This is a genomic window from Pseudomonas sp. 43NM1 (assembly GCF_002836905.1).
GTDB lineage: Bacteria > Pseudomonadota > Gammaproteobacteria > Pseudomonadales > Pseudomonadaceae > Aquipseudomonas > Aquipseudomonas prosekii.
The window spans coordinates 18,049-34,375 of record NZ_MKGS01000170.1; the positions used below are offsets into that span (position 1 = coordinate 18,049).

At 60.2% G+C, this 16,327-nt stretch carries 20 protein-coding genes; 11 read left to right on the plus strand and 9 right to left on the minus strand.

Annotation, left to right across the window (positions count from 1 at the left end; translation table 11 throughout):
- Positions 1-120: 120 nt before the first annotated feature.
- Positions 121-564, minus strand: coding sequence for a PilZ domain-containing protein (locus BI292_RS21275; protein ID WP_092279520.1), 444 nt, complete (start codon positions 562-564; stop codon positions 121-123).
- On the opposite strand from BI292_RS21275, the gene BI292_RS21280 reads away from it, so the two are divergent.
- The 5 genes from BI292_RS21280 (at position 563) to cysB (ending at position 4,532) form a co-directional block, all read left to right on the plus strand.
- A complete protein-coding gene (locus tag BI292_RS21280; protein ID WP_101209061.1) occupies positions 563-949 on the plus strand; it encodes a co-chaperone YbbN in 387 nt (128 codons plus the stop codon). The genes BI292_RS21275 and BI292_RS21280 overlap by 2 nt on opposite strands.
- A complete protein-coding gene (locus BI292_RS21285) occupies positions 946-1,899 on the plus strand; it encodes a putative 2-dehydropantoate 2-reductase (protein WP_101209062.1) in 954 nt (317 codons plus the stop codon). Before BI292_RS21280 ends, BI292_RS21285 begins: the two co-directional genes overlap by 4 nt.
- Positions 1,900-1,940: 41 nt before the next feature.
- Positions 1,941-2,846 carry a 5'-nucleotidase gene (locus BI292_RS21290; RefSeq protein WP_092279526.1) on the plus strand — a complete coding sequence of 302 codons (906 nt, stop codon included), beginning with the start codon at positions 1,941-1,943 and terminating at the stop codon, positions 2,844-2,846.
- Positions 2,847-2,940: 94 nt separating this feature from the next.
- Positions 2,941-3,444 (plus strand): universal stress protein, encoded by a 504-nt coding sequence (locus BI292_RS21295; protein ID WP_092279528.1) that lies wholly within the window; start codon positions 2,941-2,943, stop codon positions 3,442-3,444.
- Positions 3,445-3,557: 113 nt separating this feature from the next.
- On the plus strand, positions 3,558-4,532 hold the full coding sequence (gene cysB, locus BI292_RS21300; RefSeq protein ID WP_092279531.1) for an HTH-type transcriptional regulator CysB: 975 nt from the start codon (positions 3,558-3,560) through the stop codon (positions 4,530-4,532).
- A gap of 38 nt (positions 4,533-4,570) precedes the next feature.
- Here the strand turns inward: cysB and BI292_RS21305 are convergent, their stop codons facing one another.
- Together BI292_RS21305 and BI292_RS21310 are read right to left on the minus strand one after the other, a co-directional pair.
- Positions 4,571-5,053 (minus strand): GreA/GreB family elongation factor, encoded by a 483-nt coding sequence (locus tag BI292_RS21305; protein WP_101209063.1) that lies wholly within the window; start codon positions 5,051-5,053, stop codon positions 4,571-4,573.
- A gap of 2 nt (positions 5,054-5,055) precedes the next feature.
- A complete protein-coding gene (locus BI292_RS21310) occupies positions 5,056-5,454 on the minus strand; it encodes a hypothetical protein (protein WP_092279535.1) in 399 nt (132 codons plus the stop codon).
- Between the two features lie 123 nt (positions 5,455-5,577).
- Here BI292_RS21310 and earP point away from each other — a divergent pair, with 123 nt between their 5' ends.
- Complete coding sequence (earP, locus tag BI292_RS21315) at positions 5,578-6,735, plus strand: elongation factor P maturation arginine rhamnosyltransferase EarP (protein WP_101209064.1); 1,158 nt, start codon at positions 5,578-5,580, stop codon at positions 6,733-6,735.
- 48 nt (positions 6,736-6,783) lie between these two features.
- Positions 6,784-7,353, plus strand: a complete 570-nt coding sequence (locus tag BI292_RS21320) for an elongation factor P (protein ID WP_032626910.1) — start codon at positions 6,784-6,786, stop codon at positions 7,351-7,353.
- Positions 7,354-7,464: 111 nt separating this feature from the next.
- On the opposite strand, the gene BI292_RS21325 is transcribed toward BI292_RS21320, so the two are convergent.
- The 3 genes from BI292_RS21325 to BI292_RS21335 form a co-directional block, all read right to left on the minus strand.
- A complete protein-coding gene (locus tag BI292_RS21325) occupies positions 7,465-7,884 on the minus strand; it encodes an organic hydroperoxide resistance protein (protein WP_101209065.1) in 420 nt (139 codons plus the stop codon).
- Between the two features lie 338 nt (positions 7,885-8,222).
- Positions 8,223-8,684 carry a MarR family winged helix-turn-helix transcriptional regulator gene (locus BI292_RS21330; RefSeq protein WP_101209070.1) on the minus strand — a complete coding sequence of 154 codons (462 nt, stop codon included), beginning with the start codon at positions 8,682-8,684 and terminating at the stop codon, positions 8,223-8,225.
- A 69-nt stretch (positions 8,685-8,753) separates the two neighbouring features.
- The gene (locus BI292_RS21335; RefSeq protein ID WP_092279541.1) at positions 8,754-9,710 is read right to left on the minus strand and encodes a LysR family transcriptional regulator; all 957 of its coding nucleotides are present in this window, start codon (positions 9,708-9,710) and stop codon (positions 8,754-8,756) included.
- 106 nt (positions 9,711-9,816) lie between these two features.
- Here BI292_RS21335 and BI292_RS21340 point away from each other — a divergent pair, with 106 nt between their 5' ends.
- The gene (locus BI292_RS21340) at positions 9,817-10,566 is read left to right on the plus strand and encodes a sulfite exporter TauE/SafE family protein (protein WP_101209066.1); all 750 of its coding nucleotides are present in this window, start codon (positions 9,817-9,819) and stop codon (positions 10,564-10,566) included.
- Here BI292_RS21340 and BI292_RS21345 read toward each other — a convergent pair.
- A complete protein-coding gene (locus tag BI292_RS21345; RefSeq protein ID WP_101209067.1) occupies positions 10,556-11,410 on the minus strand; it encodes a LysR substrate-binding domain-containing protein in 855 nt (284 codons plus the stop codon). The two genes, BI292_RS21340 and BI292_RS21345, sit on opposite strands and share 11 nt — an antisense overlap.
- Positions 11,411-11,506: 96 nt before the next feature.
- Between BI292_RS21345 and BI292_RS21350 the strand changes: the two genes are divergently transcribed.
- Positions 11,507-11,722, plus strand: a complete 216-nt coding sequence (locus BI292_RS21350) for a DUF1127 domain-containing protein (RefSeq protein WP_092281698.1) — start codon at positions 11,507-11,509, stop codon at positions 11,720-11,722.
- Positions 11,723-11,801: 79 nt separating this feature from the next.
- Complete coding sequence (locus BI292_RS21355; RefSeq protein ID WP_101209068.1) at positions 11,802-13,046, plus strand: winged helix-turn-helix domain-containing protein; 1,245 nt, start codon at positions 11,802-11,804, stop codon at positions 13,044-13,046.
- Between the two features lie 89 nt (positions 13,047-13,135).
- Here the strand turns inward: BI292_RS21355 and BI292_RS21360 are convergent, their stop codons facing one another.
- Positions 13,136-14,482, minus strand: coding sequence for a class II 3-deoxy-7-phosphoheptulonate synthase (locus BI292_RS21360; RefSeq protein WP_092279550.1), 1,347 nt, complete (start codon positions 14,480-14,482; stop codon positions 13,136-13,138).
- A 161-nt stretch (positions 14,483-14,643) separates the two neighbouring features.
- Between BI292_RS21360 and BI292_RS21365 the strand changes: the two genes are divergently transcribed.
- A complete protein-coding gene (locus BI292_RS21365; RefSeq protein WP_101209069.1) occupies positions 14,644-15,399 on the plus strand; it encodes a spermidine synthase in 756 nt (251 codons plus the stop codon).
- A gap of 110 nt (positions 15,400-15,509) precedes the next feature.
- Here BI292_RS21365 and BI292_RS21370 read toward each other — a convergent pair whose 3' ends face one another.
- Entirely contained in the window at positions 15,510-16,301 is a 792-nt protein-coding gene (locus BI292_RS21370) for a crotonase/enoyl-CoA hydratase family protein (RefSeq protein WP_092279554.1), read from the minus strand.
- Positions 16,302-16,327: the final 26 nt, after the last annotated feature.

Below are 16,327 nucleotides of genomic sequence, written 5' to 3' on the forward strand. Positions count from 1 at the left end.
CGTCAGGTCACGGGTGCCATCCGCCAGCGAACCCGCGCGGCGGAGCACAGCAAATTAAGCGCGTCGGGGAGCGGAACCTTAGCGCGTTACACCGTGGCTAGACAATGGGCAAACGCCGGTTTAATCCAGCACAGACTGAGCAAAAGCCCTGCGAACCGTGTCATGGGAGAACTCGTCGGCGTGCTCCTGCACCCATTCGAGCGCGCGCGCCTGAATATCCTGCAAGTCTTCGTTGGCTTCATGCAGCCGGCAGTAACGTTCGATCTGGCACACCTGCTCGCCCATTCGCGCGCTGAACAGCATCTGCTCATCGACAAACGCGATGCCCACCAGATAGCCGCGTTTGCGCCGCAGGCACCACGCCACATAGCCCAGATAACGCAAGTCGGGATTCAAGGTCGGCATGCGCACTTCCAGCGCGGTGCCATGACGCCACGCGCGGTGGTAATTGCAAGCCATGCCGCCGAGGCTGATAGTGTGCAGCCGTTGCCGTGAAATGCACTCATGTTTGAGTAGCGTCAGCTCCACGGGCACATCGACAGGATGAGGAAGAAAACGTCCCATGAACACGGACTCCCTGTGTCGCCCATTTGACATTGTTTCCCCCAGTATAGTGGTCGAAATGCAACTGACCGATTTCGACGCCGACCAACGGCTGCTGGCGATGAGCGGTGTTTCGCTGGTGATTTTCACCAGTGTCGGCTGCGCCAGTTGCCGCTATGCGCGCGAGCAATTGCCGAGGTTGCAACTGCCGATCGATCGGCTGTGCTGGATCGACGCCGCCGACAATGGCGGGTTGGTCGAGCGTTATGAGGTGTTTCAATTGCCGGCGCTGTTTGTGGTGCGCGACGGTGAATTTTTTGGCGCGCTACAGTCGCGCCTGACCGCCGCCGAACTGAATGAAGCGCTGGCGCAGGCGTTGAATCGAATTGCAGAGGAATTGCCATGATGCAAGCAGTTGCCAAGCCAAGAATCGGCATTATCGGGACCGGCGCCATCGGCGGTTTCTATGGATTGATGCTGGCGCGCGCCGGGTTCGACGTGCACTTTTTGCTTCGCAGTGAATTTTCCGCGGTCGCCGCGCAAGGCTTGCAGGTCAATAGCGCGGTGCATGGCGCGCTGAGCCTGAACCCGGTCCAGGCTTATTCAGCCGCCGAAGACATGCCGCCGTGCGACTGGTTGCTGGTGGCGGCGAAGAGCACCAGTTCCGGTCTCGCGCCGGTCATCGCCAAAGCGGCCGCGCCGGGCGCCAAAGTCCTGTTGCTGCAAAACGGCCTGGACGTCGAGGACAGTCTGCGCGAGGTGTTGCCCGATTCGCTGCACTTGCTTGGCGGGCTGTGCCTGATCTGCGTTCACCGTGAAGGCCCCGGCGTCATCACTCACCAAGCCCTCGGCGCGGTGAACGTCGGCTACCACAGCGGCCCGGCGCACGATGAGGCAACGCGCATGGCCATCGTCGAGGAGGGCGCCGGACTGTTTCGCAGCGCCGGCATCGACTCGCAAGCGATGCCCAATCTGCATCAGGCGCGCTGGCAGAAACTGGTCTGGAACATTCCTTATAACGGTCTGTCAGTGTTACTCGGCGCCAGCACCGCGCCGCTGATGTCAGATGCCGACAGCCGCGCGCTGATCCAGGCGCTGATGGCCGAAGTGGTGCAGGGCGCCAAGGCCTGTGGCCACGACATCGCGCCCGGTTACGCCGACTTCTTGTTCAGCATGACCGAAAAAATGCCCGACTATTGGCCGAGCATGCACCACGATTTGCTGCACAAACGGCCGCTGGAATTGGAAGCGATTTACGCCCGACCGCTCGCGGCGGCAAAAGCGGCGGGCTGTGAATTGCCACTGATCGAAGCGCTGCACTGGGCGCTGGTTTTTATCGATCGACGTAACGTCTGAGTCGATGCAGCGACATTAAAGGAAAGGGCAGGGGAACAGGCATGGCAAAAGAGATCGATGACAAGTTGGTGCTGGCGATTTCTTCGCGCGCGCTGTTCGACTTGAGTGAGAGCCACAAGGTCTATTTGTCGAGCGGTGTCGAAGCCTATCGGCAGTACCAGATTGAACACGAAGACGAAATTCTCGCGCCGGGTGATGCCTTTCCGCTGGTGGAAAAACTGCTGAAACTGAACGCCAGTCTTGGCCGGGCCCGGGTCGAAGTGGTGCTGGTCTCGCGCAACAGCGCCGACACCGGCTTACGCGTTTTCAATTCGATTCATCATTACGGCCTGGCGATTTCCCGCGCGGCGTTTGTCGGTGGGCGCAGTCCTTATCCGTACCTCAAGGCATTTGGTTGCGACCTGTTTCTCTCGACGCACGCCGAAGATGTGCGCAGTGCGCTGGACGCCGGTTTCGCTGCCGCGACCATTCTCTCGGGCGGTGCCAGCCGCGCCGCGAGTGACGAATTGCGCATCGCTTTTGATGGCGACGCAGTGCTGTTTTCCGATGAATCGGAGCGGGTTTATCAGTCCGGCGGGCTGGAAGCGTTCCAGGCCAGCGAGCGCGAATCGGCGCGCGAGCCACTGCGCGGCGGCCCGTTCAAAGGTTTTCTGGCGGCGCTGAATCTGTTGCAACGCGAATTCCCCGACGAATCCTGTCCGATCCGCACGGCGCTGGTCACTGCCCGTTCGGCCCCGGCCCATGAGCGGGTGATCCGCACGTTGCGCGAATGGGATATTCGTCTCGATGAATCGCTGTTTCTCGGCGGCCTGACCAAAGCGGCGTTCCTCGAAGCCTTCGCCGCCGACGTGTTTTTCGACGATCAGGCCGGTCATTGCGAGCTGGCGCGCGAAGTAGTCGCCACCGGACATGTGCCACATGGCATAAGCAACGAGCAAAAAGTTTAAGCCCTCGCGTCAAGGTGTTACGCGGCCCGTCGTACTCGGCAAGGCACTGCTAAGCTGAATCAATCTCCGCCATGTCGGCACGCAAGGAGGTCATATGATTCGTTCCATGCTGTATGCCACCGACCTCGGCCTGTACGCACCTTTGGTGATGCAGCATGCCTTGGCGATGGCGCGAACATTCAATGCCGACTTGTATGTGGTGCACGCCGTGGAACCCATGGGGCTGTTCGCCGAGTCGGTGCTGCAAAGTTATCTGGATGAGCAGGCGCTGAACGAATTTCACAGTCAGGGCCTGAGCACGGTGATCGCCAATATCGAGCGGCGGGTGCTCGACAGTTTTCGTGAAGAGCTGGGGGATGAGGGCGAGCAGGACCTTGAACGGATTCAAGCGGTGCGGGTGGTGCAGGGCGATCCGGCGCAGGTGATTCTCGACCAGGCGCAGAAACTCTCGGTGGATTTGCTGATCGTAGGAAGTCACAGCCATCGCGCCAGCGCGGAAACTCCGTTGGGCCGCACGGCCGCGCGGGTGGTGCAACTGTCGAGGGTGCCGGTCTATCTGGTGCCGCTTGTGGAACGTCGGCGTCAGGGTGACCGCTAGAACACCAATAATGGCGTTTTGATAAAAAAGTTCTAGATTTATTATTCAAACCATTAATATAGTTATATACCGTCGCTGATGCCCGTGGCGTCTACCTGCTTTGAGGGATTCATATGAAGCTTCAACAATTGCGCTACATCTGGGAAGTGGCGCACCACGACCTCAACGTTTCCGCTACCGCCCAGAGTCTCTACACCTCGCAGCCGGGCATCAGTAAGCAGATCCGTTTGCTGGAAGACGAATTGGGCGTCGAAGTTTTCGCCCGCAGCGGCAAGCACCTGACCCGCGTCACCCCGGCCGGCGAGCGCATCATCACCACCGCCGGCGAGATCCTGCGCAAAGTTGAAAGCATCAAGCAGATCGCCCAGGAATTCTCCAACGAGAAGAAAGGCACACTGTCGATCGCCACCACGCACACTCAGGCGCGTTACGCGCTGCCGCCAGTGATCAGCAATTTCATCAAACAATACCCCGACGTTGCCCTGCACATGCACCAGGGTTCGCCGATGCAAATCGCCGAAATGGCTGCGGACGGCACCGTCGATTTCGCCATCGCCACCGAAGCGCTGGAACTGTTCGGTGATCTGGTGATGATGCCGTGCTATCGCTGGAACCGTTGCGTAGTCGTGCCGCAGGGCCACCCGCTGACCAAACTGCCGAAGTTGACGCTGGAAGCACTGGCCGAATACCCGATCGTGACCTACGTGTTCGGTTTCACCGGCCGTTCGAAACTCGATGAAGCCTTCAGCCACCGTGGCCTGACGCCGAAAGTGGTGTTCACCGCTGCCGACGCCGACGTGATCAAGACTTACGTGCGCCTGGGTCTGGGCGTGGGCATCGTCGCGAAAATGGCGGTGGACGCCAAACTCGACAGCGACCTGGTAATGCTCGATGCCAGCGACCTGTTCGAATCCAGCGTGACCAAAATCGGCTTCCGTCGTGGCACATTCCTGCGTGGTTTCATGTGCGACTTCATCGAGAAGTTTGCGCCGCACCTGACCCGCGAAGTCATGGCCAAAGCCATTCAGTGCCACAACAAACAGGAACTGGAAGAACTGTTCGACGGCGTCGAACTGCCGGTTCACTAAGCGGCCAGCCCACTAAACTGCCAGGCCACTGAACAGCTTCAGATCACCTCGGTAACAGCAAACTGTTGCCGAGCGCCCGCCACCAGAATCTCCACCTCATCACCTTCAAACTTGCCCAGCAGGCTTTTGCCCAGCGGCGAGCGCGGGGTGATGACGGTCACCAGTTGCCCGACCACATCGACCTTCAAACCCGCCGCGTCAGGGGCGAGGAACAGCCATTGCTCGCGTCCCTTGTCGTCTTCGAGACCCAGCAGGGCGCCGACTTCGATACCGCGCTGATCGTCATACGCACGCAAGATCAGGTTCTGACACAGATTGAGTGAATGACGGATTTCCTCGACCCGTTTCGCTTGCCCGGCGGCGAGGTACGACGCCTCCAGACCGAGCGTGTCGTATTTGTTTTCGGCGATGTTTTCTTCGTGGGTCGCGGTTTCGTACGCGGTTTGCGCCGCGCGTTCCGCGATGTCGAGATCGATCCGCAGCTTGTCGAGAATCAATTGGTGGACGAAAGGCTTGTTCATGATCAATCGCAGAATTGCTGGACGTTGGCGCGACTTTTTTCGTTCGGCGCGTTGCGGTCCTGTTGCAGCCAGAACTGGCATTTGGGGTTCGACAGATTGCGCGTATTGCTGCGCGCCTGATCAAGATTTTGCTGCAGCTCGTTCTGGCGCAGGTTCTGCTGATATTGCTCGAACATCGGCGTTTCAGCCTCCGGTTGCACCACCGCTGGCGGCTTGGCCAGTTGCTGCACGGCTTGGGCCACGGGCGCCAATTGCTCGGGAAAGAGCCAGCGCGAGGCCAGCCAACAGGTCAGCGCGATGGCCAGAAAACCCAGCCAGATTCCCAAGGCAATGCTGCCGCTCAGTTGCACGGCACTCAGGCGAATCGGCAACGGACGGCGCGGGTTGGGACGGTAGGGCATGGCTGCCTCCTGGCGGGTGATCGCGAATGGTTGGCGATTGTCGCACGAAGATTAATCGTCGGCGGCTCTTCTGCACGGGGTAATTTATGCGGACAATCGGTGTTTTCGCCAACGGGAGTTGTAATGCCTGAACTGCCTCAAATGAAAAACCGCGGGCGCTGGGATATTTTTTGCACCGTGGTCGACAACTTCGGCGATATCGGTGTGACCTGGCGTCTGGCCCGGCAGTTAGTCGCCGAGCACGGCGTCGATGTGCGGTTGTGGGTCGATGACCTGCGCGCGTTTGAACGCTTGTGTCGGCAGATCGATGTCGACGCCGCGCAGCAATGGCAGCAGGGTGTCGAGGTGCGTCAATGGCCGACCGAATGGCAGCCAGTCGATGCCGGCGACGTGGTCATTGCCGCGTTTGCCTGCCAGTTACCCAGCGCCTTCATGGACGCGATGGCCGCACGCGAAAAACCACCGCTGTGGATGAACCTCGACTATTTGAGCGCCGAAGACTGGGTCATCGGTTGCCACGGTTTGCCGTCGGTGAAATACAAAAGTGTGCAGAAGTATTTCTTCTTCCCGGGATTCCAGAAAGGCACTGGCGGCTTGTTGCGTGAGAACGGTTTGCTCGAACGGCGCAGGGCGTTTCAGCAAGACCCCGAAGCCCAGCGACAATTCCTGCACGGCTTAGGCATTGATCCTGCGCCAGACGCGCAGTTGATCTCACTGTTTGCCTACGAAAATGCTGGATTGGCCAGTTGGCTCGACGCCTTGGCAAGCGATTCCACGCCTGCGCATTTGCTGGTGCCGGAAGGGCGGATTCTCGGCGATGTCCAGCGCTGGCTCGGGGTCAGTGAGCTGGCGGCGGGCGCGCTGCATGTGCGCAATGGCCTGACCGTGCAAGTGTTGCCATTCGTGCGTCAGGACCAGTACGACCACCTGCTGTGGTGCTGCGACTTCAACGCGGTGCGCGGCGAAGACTCGTTTGTTCGCGCGCAATGGGCGGGGCGGCCGCTGCTGTGGCACATCTATCGGCAGGACGAAGACATTCACCTTGACAAGCTCGAAGCCTTCCTTGCGCTCTACACAAAAGGCCTGTCAGCGCCTGCGAGCGCGGCAATCAGCAGTCTTTGGCGCGCATGGAACGCCGGCGAGGACATGACCGACCAGTGGCTCGCGACCCGCAAACACTGGCCAGAGCTGCAAAATCATGCCGAGGCGTGGTGTCTGGAACAAGCCTTGCAGGCGGATCTTGCCGCGGCGCTGGTACAGTTTTATGTAAATTGGATATGATACGCGACCTAGATTTTTGTAAATCCCATCCAAATTCGGATATTCGCAATGAAAACTGGTAAAGAACTGAAACCCGGTACCGTGATCCGTCTCGAAAACGATCCTTGGCTGGTTCAGAAAGCTGAATTCACCAAGTCCGGTCGTAACAGCGCGATCATGAAGACCAAGCTGAAGAACCTGCTGACCGGTTACAAGACCGAGATCGTTTACAGCGCTGACGACAAACTGGACGACGTAATCCTCGACCGCAAAGAAGCGACCCTGTCCTTCATCAGCGGCGACACCTACACGTTCATGGACACCACCGACTACACCATGTACGAGCTGAACGCTGAAGACATCGAAGCCGTTCTGCCTTTCGTTGAAGAAGGCATGACTGATGTTTGCGAAGCGATCTTCTTCGAAGAGCGTCTGGTTTCCGTAGAACTGCCGACCACTATCGTGCGCGTCGTTGACTACACCGAAGGTTCCGCTCGCGGCGACACTTCCGGCAAAGTCATGAAGCCAGCCAAGCTGAGCAACGGTACTGAGCTGCAGGTTGCTGACTTCATCGAAATCGGTGATCGCATCGAAATCGACACCCGCGAAGGCGGTTCCTACAAGGGCCGTGCTAAATAAGCACAGCTTCAGGAATGAAAAAGCCCGACCATTGAGTCGGGCTTTTTTGTGCCTGGAGGAAAGCTGTTGCACGACCAGCTTTCACTCTCGCAGGTTTTTTGCTGGCGCTGATCAGACGCTCACATGCAGACGCACATCAACGTTGCCACGCGTTGCATTGGAGTACGGGCAAACCTCGTGAGCGGCGTCGACCAGACTTTGCGCGTCGGCTTGTTGCAGGCCCGGCAGGCTGATGTGCAAGTCGATGTCCAGACCAAAACCGCCAGGAATCTGACCGATGCCGACATGCGCGGTGATCGAGGCGTCGTTCGGGATGCTGCGCTTGGTCTGGCTGGCGACGAACTTCAGCGCGCCGATGAAGCAAGCGGAATAACCGGCGGCGAACAGTTGCTCAGGGTTGGTCGCCGCACCACCAGCACCGCCGAGTTCTTTCGGGGTGGCGAGTTTGACGTCGAGGATATTGTCGCTGGACACCGCACGACCATCACGGCCACCGGTGGAAGTTGCGATTGCGGTGTAGAGAGTTTGCATGATGTGAGCCTCGTTCCGGGTTTGGATGATTCGCGCTAATTATTTGCGCGCTAAGTAAGTTCGAGGTGAATGTATCGCGCTAATATTTAGCGCGCAAGACAAACTTTTGAGGAAGTGTGCTGAATCTGGATCGCTGGACGACTCGCTCGGCAGGAGAGCCTCAAGTTAGAGCGGTGCGCCAGAATTTTTCAGGCATGAATATTTTTGTGAAGCCACCAAAAACAAATGTGGGAGCGAGCTTGCTCGCGATTACGGTAGGTCATCCAGCAAAAAACTGCCTGATGCACCGCCATCGCGAGCAAGCCCGCTCCCACAAGGGTTGTATGGTGATCTGAAAGCTAGAGGCTTTCCTGAAGATTGCTGCGCAGTTCCTGCAAATCATTCTGCAGTTTCTGCAATTGCTGAATCGTCTGCCCACTCGCGCCAAGAATGCACTGCGGAATCCCTCGGGCCTTCTCGCGCAACGCCCGGCCTTGCTCGGTCAGCTCGACGATCACCACTCGTTCATCCTCGCGACTGCGGGTCCGGCTGAGTAATCCCTCGACTTCCAGACGCTTGAGCAGCGGGGTCAACGAGCCCGGATCGGTCAACAGTCGCGTGCTGATTTCTCCTACGGTCAGACCATCCCGTTCCCACAACACCAGCATCGCCAGGTACTGCGGATAGGTCAGGCCCAGCGCTTGCAGCAATGGCTTGTAAACCTTGGTCATCAGCAGTGAAGTCGAATGCAGGGCGAAGCAGACCTGATTGTCCAGCAGCAGGTGGTCGCAGGTATCCGGGGTGTCACGTTTGGTGGTCATCGCAAAGCCTTGATCTGTCATCGTCATGAATCTAGCGGTCGAATCTTTAATGCGCCAGATAATTCTCGGTCAGTAACCCGCCAGCGTGCCTTGCAGCGCCAAGTCCCACGGCGCAATCGGGCTGAAGCGGGTTTTCAGGTATTCCAGCAACAGCCGACTGCGCGAACTGGCCTGCTGCTCCAGGCGCAACGCGTAAATGCCGGCGCTCTCCGGTTTCGGCAGGCCGTTTTCGCAGAACAGCGGCAGCAGTTCGCCGCGCAGCAAATATTCGCTGGCCAGCCACGTCGGCAGATGCGCGATGCCAAGCCCGGCGAGCGCGCCACAGACCAGCGCCTCGGCATTATTGGCGCTCATGCGGATGCGCGCCGGGCGATGCAATTGCATCCGACCTTCTTGCTCGAAGCGCCAGGCGAAGGGCGGGGCGAGGCCGTCCCAGTCGAGGCCATCGTGTTCAATCAACTGCGCCGGATCGGTCGGCACGCCGCGACGTTTCAGATAGTCAGGGCTGGCGCAGGCAATGCGCACCATGTTCGCCAGCGGTGTCGCCACCAGCCGCGTGTCGGCCAGTTGCCCGGCGCGCAGCACCAGATCGACTTTGCCCAGGTTCAAACCCTGCATGTCGACGAAACTGTCGATCAAATGCAATTGCACGTCGAGGCCCGGATACAGCATCAGGAAATCGGCGATCACCGGCGCCAGATGTCGACGCCCGAACGCGGCGGGCGCATCCACCCGAATCAGCCCTTCAGGCGCGCTGCTCAGCGATACCGCTTCCGCTCGCGCCAGGCGCAATTCGGCGACGATCCGCCGCGCGCGCTCGGCAAATGCCAGGCCGGCTGGCGTCGCGCGCACCGCGTGAGTGCTGCGCAGAAACAACTGACTGCCGACCGCGCTTTCGAGGCTGTCGATGCGCCGCGCCACCGCCGATGGCGTCAGCGGATGACGCCGTGACGCCGCAGAAAAACTGCCAGTTTCCAGCACATCGAGAAACAGCCCGAGTTGGTCGGTCAATTGATTGGGATTCATATTTATCAACGCTTATGCGAAATCGGCACAGCCATTGTGCGTTGCTGTGCGTTTCCCCGCTAGCGTCGACTGCGTAGGATGCAAGGCCTGACGAGAGGAATTGGCTGTGATTGAGTTTGTGCTGTATCTGATTTTTGGCGCCGCGCTGGGCACCTTGGGTGGTTTGTTCGGGATTGGCGGTGGATTGATCGCCATTCCGCTGCTCGGCGTGCTGTGCGGGCTCGATCAACAAATCGCCCAAGGCACGGCGCTGGTGATGGTCGTGCCCAACGTGATGCTGGCGCTGTGGCGTTATCACCAGCGCAACCGGATCGAATTGCGTCACGCGTTGCCGTTGGCCTCGATGGGATTCTGCTTTGCCTGGCTCGGTTCGATCTGGGCGGTGGGCATCGACGCGCAAACCATGCGCGCAGGATTTGTCGCGTTTCTGGTGGCGTTGTCCGCCTACAACCTTGTGCGAATGTTTACCGCTAACGCGCCGGCGTCCACGCAGATGAAATATTCCTGGCCATGGCTCGGCGTGCTGGGCGCGGCGTCGGGGACCATGGGCGGATTGTTCGGCGTGGGTGGCGCGGTGGTGGCGACGCCGGTGCTGACCAGCCTGTTCGGCACCACTCAAGTGGTCGCTCAAGGCTTGTCGCTGGCGCTGGCCTTGCCGAGCACCGGGGTCACGCTGGTGACTTACGCGGTGCATCATCAGGTGCATTGGATGATCGGTTTGCCGTTGGCCATCGGCGGGCTGATGAGCATCAGTTGGGGCGTGAAAATTGCCCACGCCTTGCCGGAACGGCTGCTGCGCGGGCTGTTCTGCGGTTTTCTGGTGCTTTGTGCGGTGATGCTCGCGTTTAAAGTTTGAAGCCTTCGACGATGTGCTCGGCCAGGCATTCGGTGATCGGCGACGGATTGTGCAGGTTGCGCACGAGCATGATGCAAGCCTCGGGCAGCAGCGGCAGGTCTTCGGCGGCACCGAGGATGCGCATGTCCGGGGTGATCAGGCTTTCCAGTTGCGCGGTCACTGCCAGACCGGCGCTGACCACCGCCATCAACGCCGACAGGCTCGAACTGTTGTAGGCAATGCGGTAATCGCGGCCCATCGCGTCCAGCGCATTGCACGCCCACAAGCGGCAGAAACAATCACTGTTGAACATCGCCAGCGGCAACGGCGTCTGCTCGTGGGCGCTGAAACATTGCGCCTCGGCCCAGACAAAACGCTCCTTGCGCAGCAACTGGCCGATCTCGGTGCCGGGTTCGCGGGTGACGATCGACAGGTCCAGATCCTGGCGCTGCAACAGCTGCCGGGTCGATTCGCAATGTACCTCGATCTGGATCAGCGGATAGAACTTGGCGAAGCGCGAGAGAATCCCCGGCAGAAAACGCATCACGTAATCGTCCGGCGTGCCGATGCGCACCGTGCCGACCATGTGCGGCTCGCGCAGGGTATTGAACACTTCGCTGTGCAATTTGAGGATGCGCCGCGCGTAGCCGAGCAGCACTTGGCCCTCGGCGGTCAGCTTGACCTGGCGTCCGTCGCGCTCGAACAGCTGGCGCTGCAACACGTCTTCTTCCAGGCGTTTCATCTGCATGCTCACCGCCGACTGCGTGCGGTTGACCATCTCGCCGGCGCGGGTGAAGCCGCCCAAATCGGCGATGGCGACGAAGGTGCGCAGGACATCGGTATCGATACTGGGGAACGCCGACATTCATCAATCTCCGAGATGTATTGCATCAGAAACATTCGTTGGATTGATCTTAGCTGCGGCGCGAGACTTGAGCCATCCCTAAAGGAGGGCGACATGATGAAAGGTCAACACGAACATGTAACGGACGAAAAATTCTCAATCCACGCAGTTTCCGATTTGCTGCACAAGTTTAGCCGCTGGTACGAACTTCACCGCGAACGCGAGATGTTGGCGAGCCTGAGCGATGAAGCACTGAAGGACATTGGCGTCAGTCGTGCGGATGTCGAGCACGAGTCAGTGCGGCCATTCTGGGACGATCCGATGCACAAATGACCGACGCACCAATGATCAGGCGATTGATACCCAAACCCTTCTCCATTGAGGTAGGTTGCGAGCAGACAAGGAGATGCTCATGCCCGCAATACTGTCCTCTTCCAAACTGTCTTTTTCCAACAAGCAGGCTCGACGTCTGGCACTGGCCGCCCAAGGGTTCAACGGGCGCCAGCCGCCAGCGACGATCAAAGCGCTGCAGCTCAACCGGCTGATAGAACGCCTGGGCATCCTGCAGATCGATTCCGTCAATGCGTTAGTGCGCTCGCACTACCTTCCGCTGTTTTCCCGCCTCGGCACTTATTCTTCCGACTTGCTCGACCAGGCTGCCTGGAGTACTGGCCGGCGCCGCACGTTGTTCGAATATTGGGGCCACGAAGCGTCGTTGCTGCCGCTGTCGATGTACCCGCTGATGCGCTGGCGCATGGCGCGGGCGACGCGCGGCGAAGATATCTATCAGCAACTCGCGCGTTTTGGCCGGGAACAGCAGGACACCATTCGCCGCGTACTGGCGTCGGTCGAGGAGCTCGGCGCATTGGGTGCGGGCAGTTTGTCGACGCGTCAGGAGCGCGCCGGGCCATGGTGGGATTGGTCGGCGGAGAAGCATGCGCTGGAATGGCTGTTCGCTGCGGGCGAAGTAACGGTCGCCGGGCGCCGTGGTTTTGAACGACTTTATGATTTGCCGGAACGGGTAATTCCCTCGGCGATCCTGCAGCAACCTTTACTCAGCGAAGCCGAGGCGCAGCGAGATTTGTTGCTGCACGCGGCGAACGCCTTGGGCGTGGCCACGGAAAAGGACCTGCGCGATTATTTTCGGCTGAACCCCGGCGATGCCCGACCGCGTTTGGCTGAGCTGGTGGAGGCGGGCGCGTTACTGGCGTGCGAAGTCGAGGGTTGGCGCCAACCGGCGTACTGTCTGCCCGAGCCGAGCGTGCCGCGCAAAGTCGAGGCCAGCGCTTTGCTGTCGCCGTTCGATTCGCTGATCTGGGAGCGCAGCCGCACCGAGCGTTTGTTCGATTTTCGCTATCGGCTGGAGATTTACACGCCGCAAATCAAGCGGGTCTACGGCTATTACGTCTTGCCGTTTTTGCACAACGAACGGATCGCCGCACGCGTGGATTTGCGTGCAGAACGGGCAGCGGGGCGCTTGGCGGTGCATGCCGTGCATGAGGAAGAGCCGGGGCTGGACGAGGCGGGGATGTTGGCGTTGGCCGTCAATTTGCGGCGGATGGCGGATTGGCTGGGATTGGCGCAGGTGCAGCTCAATTGTCAGCGAGTGAGTGCGGCGCGGTTAAGGGTGGCATTGGCACAGATTGGCGGTGATTGAGCGGACGCCTTCGCGGGCAAGCCTTGCGCCTACAAGGGATCGCGTAATCCTGTAGGAGCGAGGCTTGCCCGCGAAGGGCGCGACGCGATTTAGCGTCGAACCTGCTTCAACGTCTCAGCAATCAAAAACGCCAGTTCCAGCGACTGATCGGCATTCATCCGTGGGTCGCAATGGGTGTGGTAGCGATCCGACAAGCCATCCTCGGTAATCGGCCGCGCGCCGCCGATGCACTCGGTGACGTTCTGCCCGGTCATCTCGATGTGAATGCCGCCGGCGTAGGTGCCTTCCGCTTCATGCACCTGGAAGAACTGCTTCACCTCGCCAAGAATCTGCGCAAAGTCGCGGGTCTTGTAGCCGCTGCTGGCCTTGATCGTGTTGCCGTGCATCGGGTCCGAGCTCCAGAGCACTTTCTTGCCTTCACGCTCGACAGCGCGAATCAGTTGCGGCAAGTGATCGCCGACCTTGTTCGCGCCCATCCGCGCGATCAGGTTCAAACGGCCCGGATCGTTGTCCGGGTTGAGCACGTCGATCAGGCGGATCAGGTCTTCAGGGTTCATGCTCGGGCCGACTTTGACCCCGATCGGGTTGTTCACGCCGCGCAGGAATTCGACGTGAGCACCGTCGAGCTGACGGGTGCGGTCGCCGATCCACAGCATGTGCGCCGAGCAATCGTAGTAATCGTTGGTCAGGCTGTCGCGGCGCACGAACGCTTCTTCGTAGTTCAGCAGCAGCGCTTCGTGGGCAGTGAAGAAACTGGTTTCGCGCAATTGCGGCGAGCTGTCCATGCCGCAGGCGCGCATGAATGCCAGGGTTTCATCGATGCGATCGGCGAGGTGGCTGTATTTCTCGGCGAGCGCTGAGTTGGCGATGAAATCCAGGTTCCATTTATGCACTTGGTGCAGGTCGGCGAAACCGCCCTGGGCAAAGGCGCGCAGCAGGTTCAGGGTCGCGGTGGACTGGTGATAGGACTGCAGCAAACGTTCCGGGTCCGGCACGCGGCTTTTTTCGTCGAAACCGATGCCGTTGACGATGTCGCCACGGTAGGCCGGCAGGGTCACGCCGTCGATGGTCTCGTCGTTGGCCGAACGCGGTTTGGCGAACTGGCCGGCCATGCGCCCGACTTTGACCACCGGGCAACCGGCGGCAAACGTCATGACAATGGCCATTTGCAGGAGGACTTTGAAGGTGTCGCGGATTTTCGCGGCGGAGAATTCGGCGAAGCTTTCGGCGCAATCGCCGCCCTGCAGCAGAAACGCGCGGCCCTGAGTCACTTCGGCAAACTGACGGCGCAACTCCCGGGCTTCACCGGCAAACACCAGCGGCGGATAGCTGGCCAACGTTTGCTCGACCTGCGCCAGATGCGCGGCGTCGGGGTAACGGGGTTGTTGCTGGATCGGCAAGGCACGCCAGCTGTCAGGGCTCCAGGGTTGGCTCATCACGGTCTCTAGTGTTTACGCACGGGCGCTCATGTTATCAGCAATTAGTGCGTGACCTGTTCCCGTCGCTTCGCCGACAATCGCGCCTTTGCCGCTTCATGTTGCGGCGTGTTGCGTTGCTGTTGACCCGAATGCAGGGCCGGCAACGATCAGGAGATGAAATGACTGAGGAGCGCGTCGAGCATTTGCTCGCCGAGGTACAGGATGAGTTCGGCGTGATTCGCGTGCTGGAAGTGGCCGATTATCGTTTTCTCGAATTCGGCGACGCCATCGAGCAAAGCTGTGTGTTCACCGCTGATCCGAGCTGGCTGGAATACGATTACACCCGCGCGATGCTGATCGGCGCGTTGTGCCACGAGCAGCCGGACAGCGCGCTGTTCCTCGGTCTGGGCGCGGGCACGCTGACCCAGGCCTGCCTCAAGTTCCTGCCGCTGGAAGACGTCGAAGCCATCGAACTGCGCCCCGACGTGCCGCGCCTGGCCATTGAATATCTCGGGCTCGACGATGATCCGCGGCTGTACATCCGCGTCGGCGATGCGCTGGAACTGCTGGAAACGGCTGAGCCGGCGGACCTGATTTTTGTCGACTTGTATACCGACGTCGGGCCGGGTGTCGGGCATCTGGCCTGGGGGTTTTTGGAAAACTGTCAGAAACGCCTGAATCCGGGTGGCTGGCTGGTGATCAATCAGTGGGCGACGGACGACGGCAAGCCGTTGGGCGCGGCGCTGTTTCGCGGATTGTATAGCCGCCATTACTGGGAACTGCCGGTGAAGGAGGGCAACGTGATTCTGATTGTGCCGTCGGAGCTGGATCAAGAGCTGGAGATGGACGGCCTGATCGAACGCGCCGAAGGGCTGGCGCCGCGGTTGGGGTATTCATTGTTGTCGTTGATCAAAGCGATTCGCCCGGCGACATAGTGTGGTGGTGTATTGGCGTCATCGCGGGCAAGCCATGCTCCCACAGAAGGATGGGCAACCTGTGGGAGCAAGGCTTGCCCGCGATAGCATTATCCGCATTGCCACAACTCTCAAACCCCTTTGAACACCCCGGGCCGCTTCTCGATCATCGACCGCACACCTTCGCGCGCATCCTCGCTGCCCAGCAACTTCTTGACCATCGCCGGCAACCCTTGCGCCGCCGCGACTTCCCCTTCATAACGCGCCTGCCGCGCCGACATCAATGTCGCCTGAACCCCCAGCGGCGCCTGCCGCGCGATGCGTTCCGCCAGTTCAATGGCGCGCGGCAGCAGGTCCTCGCTGGCCATGACTTCCTGGACCAGGCCCAAACGCAGCGCATCATGCGCATCAAACTCATCGCCGGTCAGCAGCCAGCGCATTGCGTTGCCCCAGCCGGCCAATTGATGCAGGCGCAGCGTGGCGCCGCCGAACGGGAAAATCCCGCGCTGCACTTCCATCTGCGCAAAGCGGGTATTGCTCGCGCAGAGGTTGATGTCGGCCGCCAGCATCAGCTCGATGCCAATTGTCAGGCAATAACCTTGCGCGGCGACGATCACCGGTTTGCTCACCCTCGGCCCGGCGAACACGCCCCACGGATCGCAGCCGCCGGGCGGCGCCTGCCAGCCTTCGGCAAGGGCGGCGCTGGCGTTGATCAGGTCGAGCCCGGCGGTAAAGTGCTCGCCGTGGGCGAACACCACGGCCACCCGCGCCTCGGCGTCGGCTTCGAATTCGCCGTAGGCCAGGCTCAGCGCATTCAGCAGGTCAAGGTCGAAGGCGTTGCGCTTGGCCACCCGGTCGAGGCCCAGCAACAAGACATGACCGCGCCGCTCACGGCTGACACGGCTGGCAACAGACTGATTCATGGCGCATTTCCTCGGGCGGGAAGGGG

Coding starts and splice junctions, on each gene's coding strand:
- BI292_RS21280 (WP_101209061.1), top strand. CDS start 563: ATGAACACGGACTCCCTGTGTCGCCCATTTGACATTGTTTCCCCCAGT.
- BI292_RS21275 (WP_092279520.1), bottom strand. CDS start 564: ATGGGACGTTTTCTTCCTCATCCTGTCGATGTGCCCGTGGAGCTGACG.
- BI292_RS21285 (WP_101209062.1), top strand. CDS start 946: ATGATGCAAGCAGTTGCCAAGCCAAGAATCGGCATTATCGGGACCGGC.
- BI292_RS21290 (WP_092279526.1), top strand. CDS start 1,941: ATGGCAAAAGAGATCGATGACAAGTTGGTGCTGGCGATTTCTTCGCGC.
- BI292_RS21295 (WP_092279528.1), top strand. CDS start 2,941: ATGATTCGTTCCATGCTGTATGCCACCGACCTCGGCCTGTACGCACCT.
- cysB (WP_092279531.1), top strand. CDS start 3,558: ATGAAGCTTCAACAATTGCGCTACATCTGGGAAGTGGCGCACCACGAC.
- BI292_RS21305 (WP_101209063.1), bottom strand. CDS start 5,053: ATGAACAAGCCTTTCGTCCACCAATTGATTCTCGACAAGCTGCGGATC.
- BI292_RS21310 (WP_092279535.1), bottom strand. CDS start 5,454: ATGCCCTACCGTCCCAACCCGCGCCGTCCGTTGCCGATTCGCCTGAGT.
- earP (WP_101209064.1), top strand. CDS start 5,578: ATGCCTGAACTGCCTCAAATGAAAAACCGCGGGCGCTGGGATATTTTT.
- BI292_RS21320 (WP_032626910.1), top strand. CDS start 6,784: ATGAAAACTGGTAAAGAACTGAAACCCGGTACCGTGATCCGTCTCGAA.
- BI292_RS21325 (WP_101209065.1), bottom strand. CDS start 7,884: ATGCAAACTCTCTACACCGCAATCGCAACTTCCACCGGTGGCCGTGAT.
- BI292_RS21330 (WP_101209070.1), bottom strand. CDS start 8,684: ATGACCACCAAACGTGACACCCCGGATACCTGCGACCACCTGCTGCTG.
- BI292_RS21335 (WP_092279541.1), bottom strand. CDS start 9,710: ATGAATCCCAATCAATTGACCGACCAACTCGGGCTGTTTCTCGATGTG.
- BI292_RS21345 (WP_101209067.1), bottom strand. CDS start 11,410: ATGTCGGCGTTCCCCAGTATCGATACCGATGTCCTGCGCACCTTCGTC.
- BI292_RS21350 (WP_092281698.1), top strand. CDS start 11,507: ATGAAAGGTCAACACGAACATGTAACGGACGAAAAATTCTCAATCCAC.
- BI292_RS21355 (WP_101209068.1), top strand. CDS start 11,802: ATGCCCGCAATACTGTCCTCTTCCAAACTGTCTTTTTCCAACAAGCAG.
- BI292_RS21360 (WP_092279550.1), bottom strand. CDS start 14,482: ATGAGCCAACCCTGGAGCCCTGACAGCTGGCGTGCCTTGCCGATCCAG.
- BI292_RS21365 (WP_101209069.1), top strand. CDS start 14,644: ATGACTGAGGAGCGCGTCGAGCATTTGCTCGCCGAGGTACAGGATGAG.
- BI292_RS21370 (WP_092279554.1), bottom strand. CDS start 16,301: ATGAATCAGTCTGTTGCCAGCCGTGTCAGCCGTGAGCGGCGCGGTCAT.